Raw genomic sequence first — 8,452 nt, 5'->3', positions numbered from 1 at the left:
TCGCCCGGGACCTTGCCGGTCAGCTGCAGGAAGGTGTCGAACGGACCCATGACACCCATGGCCTCCATCTTGGGCCCTTTGAACTTGAGCTTGCCGGTCGTCATTGCGCCCATCGCGCCGCAGCCTAGGCGGCCTTCGCCCATGCAGACCCAGTCCTCGTCGGTTGCATTCATCAGGTAGTCGACCTTCGGGTCGAGCGTCGTGGTCTTCACCGCGCCGCCGTAGGTGCACATGGCCTTGCCGTCCTTGTCGCTGATCTGCAGCTCCACGCGGCTGCCCTCGCCACACTTGGTGCGGTAGAGCTGGATGACCTTGTATCCACGACCGGCGTTGTTTGCCGCCCAATTATCGCCGCCTAAACCGGCGGTGAGGGCGCCGGCCCCGTTCCATGCCTCGCAGGCGGACGCCGCCCAATCGGCGTCCATAAAGGTTGCGGCCTGAGCGCCGGCGGAGATGGTCAGGGCGAGAGCCGGGAGAGCGAGCGCGATGCGGCGAATCATGATGGTGTCCTCGTTTGGTGTTGTATGCGGACATCGAGTGTGTCCGCTGTCGGTGTTGTCTTACGAGCGCTTCGATGCTAGTCGGCGCGGGGCCCGTGATGCAACTGCGGGGCGACGAGCTGATCGGGTCCATCGCGGGGCCGGGTCTCGTTCGTCATGTCTTCAACCCTTGTCGCGAGGCTCGTCGCTGCGGCGGCGGAAGCTCATGCCGCCGCAGTCCGCGCAGGGCGGGATGCGCCCGGCCTTGACGAAGTGTGTCTCGGCACCGCAGCGGTCGCACACCAAGGTGCCGGGGCCGGTGACCTCCCCGGCCTGATAGAGGCTCATCTGGCGGGCAACCTCGGCCCATTGGGCCAGTTGCAGGCTGGTCTGGTCGGCGACCTTTGAAAAGGCGTCCATCATGCGCTGCTCGATCAGCTGCAGGTCGAAGCGCCACCAATCGCGGATGTCCTGGCCGGTCTCGGCGATATAGTTGGCCGCGTCCTCGATGTCGCGTTTGACGTAGTCGGAGACCTTTTCGGCCTCTTCGCGGGTCAGCTCGCCGAGCTCGACCATGTTGTCGCGGGCCTTGTCGAGGATCTCGCGGAACTTGGGTGCCGTTTCTTCCTGGGTCTTTTCGATGGTCTCGTGGGTTTGCTTGAGCATCCGCTCGTAGGCATCCACCAGTTTGTCGGTCGTTGTGCCTTTGTCTTCTTCGTTCATCATCCTCTCCGGTGGGTAGAGCGCGGGACAGCGGTTACCGCTGCGTCAACGCCTGACGCGTGTCACGCAAAGGCGCCGAGACGCCGATTCCTTAAACCTAGGTTAAAGTGTGCAGCATGGACGCGATTTCGCAAGGACCGGGTGCATCGGCCGGGATCGCCCCCTGGTGCCCCCCTGGTGTCCCCCCTGACGCCCCGAGTCGCCGTGAATCCGTCCGCTGCGGTATCCTACGCGCATTGCCGTCCCCCCTTGCCGGAAGACCGAACATCCATGCAGACCGACTACGACCCGCAGGCCGTCGAGGCCGCGGCCCAGCGCTATTGGGAAGATCACCGGTCCTTCAAGGCCGTCGAGGACCGCTCGCGCGAGAAATTCTACTGCCTCTCGATGTTCCCCTATCCATCCGGGCGGTTGCACATGGGGCACGTGCGCAATTACACCATTGGCGACGTGATCGCGCGGCATCAGCGGATGCTCGGCAAGAACGTGCTCCAGCCGATGGGGTGGGACGCCTTCGGTCTGCCGGCCGAGAACGCGGCCATCCAGAAGGGCATCCCGCCCTCGGAATGGACCAAGTCGAATATCGACTACATGCGTACCCAGCTCAAGCAGCTCGGTTTCGGCTACGACTGGGACCGTGAGCTCGCGACCTGCAATCCGGACTATTACCGCTGGGAGCAATGGCTCTTCACGCGTCTGATGGAGAAGGGTCTGGTCTACCGCTCGCAGGCGACGGTCAACTGGGATCCGATCGACCAGACGGTGCTTGCCAACGAGCAGGTCATTGACGGCAAGGGCTGGCGCTCGGGCGCGCCGGTGGAGAAGCGCGAGATCCAGCAATGGTTCGTGCGGATCACCGACTATGCCCAGGAGCTGCTCGACGCGCTCGACGGCTTGGACGGCTGGCCCGAACAGGTCCGCACCATGCAGCGCAACTGGATCGGGCGCTCCGAAGGTGTCGAGATGCGCTTCGGGATCGAAGGATCGGACGAGACGCTGGAGATCTACACGACCCGTCCGGATACGCTCATGGGCGTGACCTATGTCGCCGTCGCCGCCGAGCATCCGCTCGCACGTCGAGCCGCCGAGGATCAGCCTGCACTCGCGGCCTTTATCGATGAGTGTCGCAAGGGCGGCACCTCGGAGGCCGAGATCGAGACGATGGAGAAGAAGGGCCATCCGCTCGGTCTGAACGCCCTGCATCCGGTGACCGGCGAGGCGGTGCCGATCTTCGCCGCGAATTTCGTGCTCATGGGTTACGGGACTGGTGCGGTGATGGCGGTCCCGGCGCACGACGAGCGTGATTTCCATTTCGCGCACAAATACGGCATCCCGATCCGGCCGGTGATCGTCCCCGCGGATTGGAAAGACCTCACGCTCGAGGTCACGTCCGCTGCCGGTACACCTTCGCAAAGCCGCCCGGTCGTCGCGGTGCCCGGAGACGCGTCTCGAGTTCCCCTGGATTGGTTGAACTGGGACGAGCGTTTCGAGCAAAAAGGCGTTCTGATCAACTCCGGTCCTTTCTCGACCTTGACCAGTATCGAGGCGTTCGAGGCCATCGCCGCCTGGCTGACGGAGCACGAAAAGGGCCGCAAACGCGTGAACTTCAGGCTGCGCGACTGGGGCGTCTCGCGCCAGCGTTATTGGGGCTGCCCCATCCCGGTGGTGAACGGCCCCGACGGCGCTCTGCGCCCCGAGACCGATCTGCCGGTGCGCTTGCCCGAGAATGTCGTGGTCGACGGCTCCGGCTCGCCGCTCAAAAAGATGCCGTCCTTCTCGGAGCTGCCCGGCGGCGAGACCCGCGAGACCGACACCTTCGATACCTTTTTCGAATCGAGCTGGTACTACGCCCGCTACTGCTCGGCCGATTGCGAGACCGCCATGCTCGACGAGCGTGCGAGCTACTGGCTCCCGGTCGATCAGTATGTCGGCGGGATCGAGCACGCCATCCTGCATCTGCTCTATGCGCGCTTCTTCCACAAACTGATGCGCGACGAGGGGCTGGTCGACTGCGACGAGCCCTTCGCCCGCCTTCTGACGCAAGGGATGGTGGTTGCCGAGACCTGGTATCGCGAGGATGCGGACGGGCGCAAGCAGTGGATCAATCCGGCCGAAGTCGAGACCGAGCGCGACGAGAAGGGCCGCTTGGTGCGCGCCTGGCTCGCGGCCGACGGCCTTCCGGTCACCTTCGGCGGCATCGAGAAGATGTCGAAATCCAAGAACAACGGCGTCGACCCGCAAGCCCTGACCGAGCGCTACGGCGCCGATACGGTGCGGCTCTACACCATGTTCACCTCGCCGCCCGAGCAGTCGCTCGAATGGAACGACGAGGGTGTCGAGGGGGCCTTTCGTTTCCTGAAGCGACTCTGGTGGCTGGCGACGACCGAGGCGGACACCATCCGCGGCGCGGGCGATCCGGCGGCGAGCGATCTCGACGAAGCGGCCGGCGACGCCAGGCGCGAGATCCATAGCGTGCTCAAAAAGGCGCGCTTCGACTACGAGCGTCAGCAGTTCAACACGGTCGTCTCGGGCTGCATGACCCTGGTCAATGTCCTCTACAAGCTCGACCCGGACTCGCCCGCCCGCGGTACTCTTCTGCGGGAAGGTCTTGCGATCGTGCTGCGGCTCCTCGCGCCGATCGCGCCCCACATTACTCATCATCTGTGGCGCGAGCTGGGGTTCGGCGAAGACATCCTAGCCTCGACCTGGCCCGAGGTCGACGCGGATGCACTCGTGCAGTCGACGATCGACTATGTGGTGCAGGTCAACGGCAAGCTGCGCGATACCGTGAAGGTTCCCGCGGACGCGGATCGCGCGACCATCGAGGCCGCCGCGCTGGCAAGCGAGAACGCGCGCCGTTTCATCGGCGAGGCCACGGTGCGCAAGGTCATCGTGGTTCCGAACAAGCTCGTCAACATCGTCGCCAACTGATGCCGATGCCCGCCGGCCGATCCGAGATGCGCGTTCTAGCCCCGGCCGCCGGACGGCTTGGCGACTCGTCGCGCGCCCGCTCCGTGGCGTGGGGCCGAGCCGCCGTTCTCCTGATCCTGGGGCTCGTTTGCCTCGCTCAGCTCGGCTGCGGTTTTCGCTTGCGGGGTGTCGTGGAGATCCCGGCCGAGCTGAATCCGGTCTACATCCAGGCCGCCGGCAACTCGCCGGTAAGTGCAGCCCTCGTCGATCAGCTCGCGGGGGGCGACGTCACCCTGGCGGCGACGGCGGGCGAGGCAAAGCTGATTCTGCGTATCCTCTCGGAGAGTCGGTATTCGCAAGTGGTGGCCGTCGACTCGGGCGGTCGCGTCCTGGCCTACGAGCTTCACTATCTGGTGAGCTACGACGCCGTCACGCCCGACGGGGCACAGAAGGTGCCGGGCCAGTCGCTCGATCTGATCCGTAACTTCGACAATCCGGATGTTGAGGTCCTCGGCAAACAGCTCGAAGAGGAGCTGATCTATCAAGATTTCGCGCGCGACGCCGCGGATCGGATCCTGATGCGTCTGCGTGTGACGCTGCTCTGACGGGTCTCGAACCCATGCGCCTACGCTTCAACCAGCTCCAAGACGCCTTGTCCCGCGGCCTGGCCCCGCTGTACCTGGTCTGCGGCGACGAGCCCTATCAGCTCGGCGAGGCGGCGCGTCTGATCCGCGAGGCGGCCCGCCGTGAGGGTTTCGCCGAGCGCGAGGTCCTGGATCAGGACGCCGCATTCGATTGGCACGCCTTGGCCGCCTCGGCCGATGCCATGTCGCTCTTCTCCTCGCGCAAGCTGATAGAGCTGCGCATCGGCACGGCGAAGCTCGGCAAGGACGGGGGTGCGGCGGTGCGCGCCTATTGCGATCGGCCCTGCCCGGACAACCTTCTCCTGATCATTGCGCCCGAGCTGGACCGCAAGGAGCTGCTGAGTCAATGGGCCAAGCGGGTCGAGTCGGTCGGTGCGCTGGTGCAGGTCTGGCCCCTGAAGGGGCGCGAGCTGGTGCAGTGGCTCGGGCAGCGTCTGCAGTCGGTCGGGCTGCAGCCGGGGCCGGGCGTGGCCGAGCTGCTTGCCGAACGTGCCGAAGGCAACCTGCTGGCGGCGGTGCAGGAGATCGAGAAGCAGCGTCTGCTGCGCGACCCGGGACCGCTCGCGCTCGATGATCTGCTCGGAAACCTCGCCGACAGCGCCCGTTTCGACCTCTTCTCGCTGACCGACGCGGCCTTGTCCGGAGACCGCGCGCGCACCCAGCGGGTGCTCTCGGTTCTGCGCGCCGAGGGAACCGCGGATGTTCTCGTCCTCTGGGTCTTGGCACGTGAGCTTCGGACCCTGGCCGAAGCGGCTGCAGCGCGGGCGGGCGGCGCGCGTGCACCGGGTGCCGGGGATGCGCGTATGCCGCCGCAACGTCTTGCGGCAATGGAGCGCGCCCTGTCACGTCTCTCGCCGACCCTGCTGCGCGCGCTGCTCCATCAGTGCTCGCTGGTCGATCAGTCGATCAAAGGGCTCGCCGTCGGCGATCCCTGGCACCGCTTGGCCGTGGTCGCCGATGCCTTGGCCGCCGGCGGCTTTCGGGCCGGTCTGCCGATCCCGCAGCGCTGAGACGGGTGCGGCCGGGTCTGCCCGGTGTCCACGCAGCGGCCGCTTCCGTCTGATCTATAGCCTCTTTTCGGCTATACAGACCCTGGGCGGCGTCTTACACTGATTCCGAAAACCGCGCAGACTCCGGCGGTCGTCAAGTCTGCCGGGGCCGATCCCATTCCAAAAACATCGCATACCGTGCCGAGCGCGGTTTAGGTCCGAGATGAGCGAACGACAGATCACCGATATCGACGCCTACATGGGTGACCTTGGACGCCGTGCCCGTGCCGCGTCGCGCGGTTTGGCGCGGGCGACGACCCGCCAAAAGAACGATGCCCTCTCCGCGATCGCCGACGCGATCGATCGCCGACGCGCGGCCATCGTCGCAGCGAACCGGATCGACCTCGAGCAGGGTGCCGCCAAGGGTCTGGATGCCGCGCTGCTCGATCGGCTTGAGCTGACCGAGGGGCGCATCGACACCATGATCGAGGGCCTGCGCCAGATCGCGGCCCTGCCGGATCCGATCGGCGCCATCACGGGGCTGGATTACCGCCCGTCCGGCATTCAGGTCGGGCGCATGCGTGTGCCGCTGGGTGTCGTGGGCATCATCTACGAGTCGCGGCCGAACGTGACTGCGGATGCCGCCGGGCTCTGTCTCAAATCGGGCAACGCGACCCTGTTGCGCGGTGGCTCCGAGGCCTTCGAGTCGAATCAGGCGATCGCGGCCTGTATCGGGCAGGGCCTGGTCAAGGCCGGTCTACCCGCCGACGGCGTGCAGGTGGTCGCCACGACCGATCGCGCGGCGGTCGGGGCCATGATCGCCATGCCCGAGTTCGTCGACGTCATCATCCCGCGCGGCGGCAAGGGTCTGATCGAGCGGATCAGCCGCGATGCGCGGGTCCCGGTCATCAAGCATCTCGACGGCATCTGTCATGTCTTCATCGACGCCGATGCCGATCCGGACAAGGCGTTCGCCATCGCCATGAATGCGAAGACGCAGCGCTACGGCACCTGCAACACCATGGAAACACTCTTGGTGGACGAGGCCGTCGCGGCGACCATCCTGCCGCGTCTGGCGAGCGCTTATCGCGAGAAGGGTGTCGAGCTGCGGGGATGTGCGCGCACCCGGGAGATCCTGCCCGGGACGATTGCCGCGACCGAGGCCGACTGGGACACCGAGTATCTGGCCCCGATCCTCGCCATCCGGGTCGTCTCCGGGCTCGATGCGGCCATGGATCACATCGCGGCGCACGGCTCGGCGCATACGGATGCGATCGTCACGGAGGACTACAGCCGTGCTCGACGTTTCCTGCGCGAGGTCGATTCAAGCTCCGTCATGGTCAACGCCTCGACGCGCTTTGCCGACGGGTTCGAGTACGGCCTGGGTGCGGAGATCGGGATCAGCACCGACAAGTTTCATGCGCGCGGCCCGGTCGGGCTCGAGGGTCTGACCTCGGTGAAGTTCGTGGTGCTGGGCGACGGAGAGGTCCGCACCTGATGGCCGAAGGATCCAGTGGGTTTGCGGATCCTGCCGCTGCTCGCGCGTCGACGCCTTGATGATCGGCATCCTCGGCGGCACCTTCGACCCCATCCATTTCGGACATCTGCGCCCGGCGCTCGATTGTCTCCAGGCGCTCGGTCTGGACGAGATCCGACTCGTCCCGCTCAATGTCGCGGTGCATCGTGCACCGCCGGTCGCCTCCTCGGCGCAGCGTCTGGCCATGTTGGAGGCCGCGATCGCCGGGCAGCCCGGATTTGTCGCGGACGACCGCGAGATCGATCGGCCGGGCGGCTCCTACACCTACGACACCCTGATCTCGCTCCGCGCCGAGCTGGGCGGAGAGCTTCCTGTTTGTCTGCTGATCGGTGCCGACGCCTTCGCGGGCTTCCTGGATTGGCATCGTCCGGCCGAGATCCTGGACCTGGCGCATCTCGTGGTGATGCGTCGACCGGGTGCGTCCGACGCGCTGGATCCTGCCCTGCAGGCGTTCTGCGCGGGGCGTATCCGGGACCGGGCCCGCGACTTGGCGGAGACGCCGGCCGGCCGCATCCTCTTTCAAGATGTGACCCAGATCGATGTCTCGGCAACCCGTGTGCGCGAGCTTATCCGACAGGGTCTAAGTCCGCGCTGGCTGCTGCCCGATACGGTGATCTCGATCATTGCGGCGGAAGGTTTGTATCGGTAGGCCGGAGGCCCGCCGAATTCTATATTTTTTAATATCTTAAACCGCGCCAGCTTCGGCGGTCGTCAAGTCCGCCGGGGCCGATCCCATCGCAAAACATCGCATACCGCGCTGGGCGCGGTTTAATTCAAAAGCAGAGGAGATCGCATGCAGCTTGAGACACTACGGCAATTGGTGGTCGACACACTCGCGGACATGAAGGCCCGCGACATCGAGGTCATGGATGTTCGGGGCAAGACCGCGATCACCGACTATATGGTCGTGGCATCGGGGACGTCGGACCGCCATGTCAAGGCGATTGCCGAGACGGTAGCGTATCGCTCTAAGGAAGCGGGTGAGCCCCCGCTCGGTTTGGAAGGCGTCAACGAGGGTGAATGGGCCCTGGTGGACCTCAACGGCGTTGTTGTGCACGTGATGCTGCCCAAGGTGCGTGACTTCTACAATCTTGAAAAACTCTGGGCCGCGCCGGCAGCCGTGCCGAAGGCGGCTGTCGCCATGCTGTAGGGCCTGAGCGGTGGATCGTT

Annotated in this window: 8 protein-coding genes; 6 read left to right on the top strand and 2 right to left on the bottom strand. The window is 65.6% G+C overall.

Annotation, left to right across the window (positions count from 1 at the left end):
• Both VLR48_RS02200 and VLR48_RS02195 read right to left on the bottom strand, forming a co-directional pair.
• Window positions 1-500 (bottom strand): SCP2 sterol-binding domain-containing protein (locus VLR48_RS02200; RefSeq protein WP_325290211.1); only part of this gene is annotated, 500 nt, incomplete at its 3' end.
• Between the two features lie 162 nt (window positions 501-662).
• The gene (locus tag VLR48_RS02195; RefSeq protein WP_325290210.1) at window positions 663-1,202 is read right to left on the bottom strand and encodes a zinc ribbon-containing protein; all 540 of its coding nucleotides are present in this window, start codon (window positions 1,200-1,202) and stop codon (window positions 663-665) included.
• A gap of 270 nt (window positions 1,203-1,472) precedes the next feature.
• On the opposite strand from VLR48_RS02195, the gene leuS reads away from it, so the two are divergent.
• From leuS to rsfS, 6 genes are all read left to right on the top strand, one after another.
• A complete protein-coding gene (gene leuS, locus VLR48_RS02190) occupies window positions 1,473-4,133 on the top strand; it encodes a leucine--tRNA ligase (RefSeq protein WP_325290209.1) in 2,661 nt (886 codons plus the stop codon).
• A gap of 26 nt (window positions 4,134-4,159) precedes the next feature.
• A complete protein-coding gene (gene lptE / locus VLR48_RS02185; protein WP_325290208.1) occupies window positions 4,160-4,717 on the top strand; it encodes an LPS assembly lipoprotein LptE in 558 nt (185 codons plus the stop codon).
• A 14-nt stretch (window positions 4,718-4,731) separates the two neighbouring features.
• On the top strand, window positions 4,732-5,766 hold the full coding sequence (gene holA, locus VLR48_RS02180) for a DNA polymerase III subunit delta (RefSeq protein WP_325290207.1): 1,035 nt from the start codon (window positions 4,732-4,734) through the stop codon (window positions 5,764-5,766).
• A 202-nt stretch (window positions 5,767-5,968) separates the two neighbouring features.
• On the top strand, window positions 5,969-7,243 hold the full coding sequence (locus VLR48_RS02175; RefSeq protein WP_325290206.1) for a glutamate-5-semialdehyde dehydrogenase: 1,275 nt from the start codon (window positions 5,969-5,971) through the stop codon (window positions 7,241-7,243).
• 58 nt (window positions 7,244-7,301) lie between these two features.
• Window positions 7,302-7,931, top strand: a complete 630-nt coding sequence (gene nadD, locus VLR48_RS02170; RefSeq protein WP_325290205.1) for a nicotinate-nucleotide adenylyltransferase — start codon at window positions 7,302-7,304, stop codon at window positions 7,929-7,931.
• A 144-nt stretch (window positions 7,932-8,075) separates the two neighbouring features.
• A complete protein-coding gene (rsfS, locus tag VLR48_RS02165; protein ID WP_325290204.1) occupies window positions 8,076-8,432 on the top strand; it encodes a ribosome silencing factor in 357 nt (118 codons plus the stop codon).
• Window positions 8,433-8,452 lie beyond the last annotated feature (20 nt).

Source organism: Thiocapsa sp., from assembly GCF_035467215.1.
In the GTDB taxonomy this organism is placed as follows: Bacteria; Pseudomonadota; Gammaproteobacteria; order Chromatiales; family Chromatiaceae; genus Thiocapsa.
This window is presented reverse-complemented; position numbering and strand designations above follow the sequence as displayed.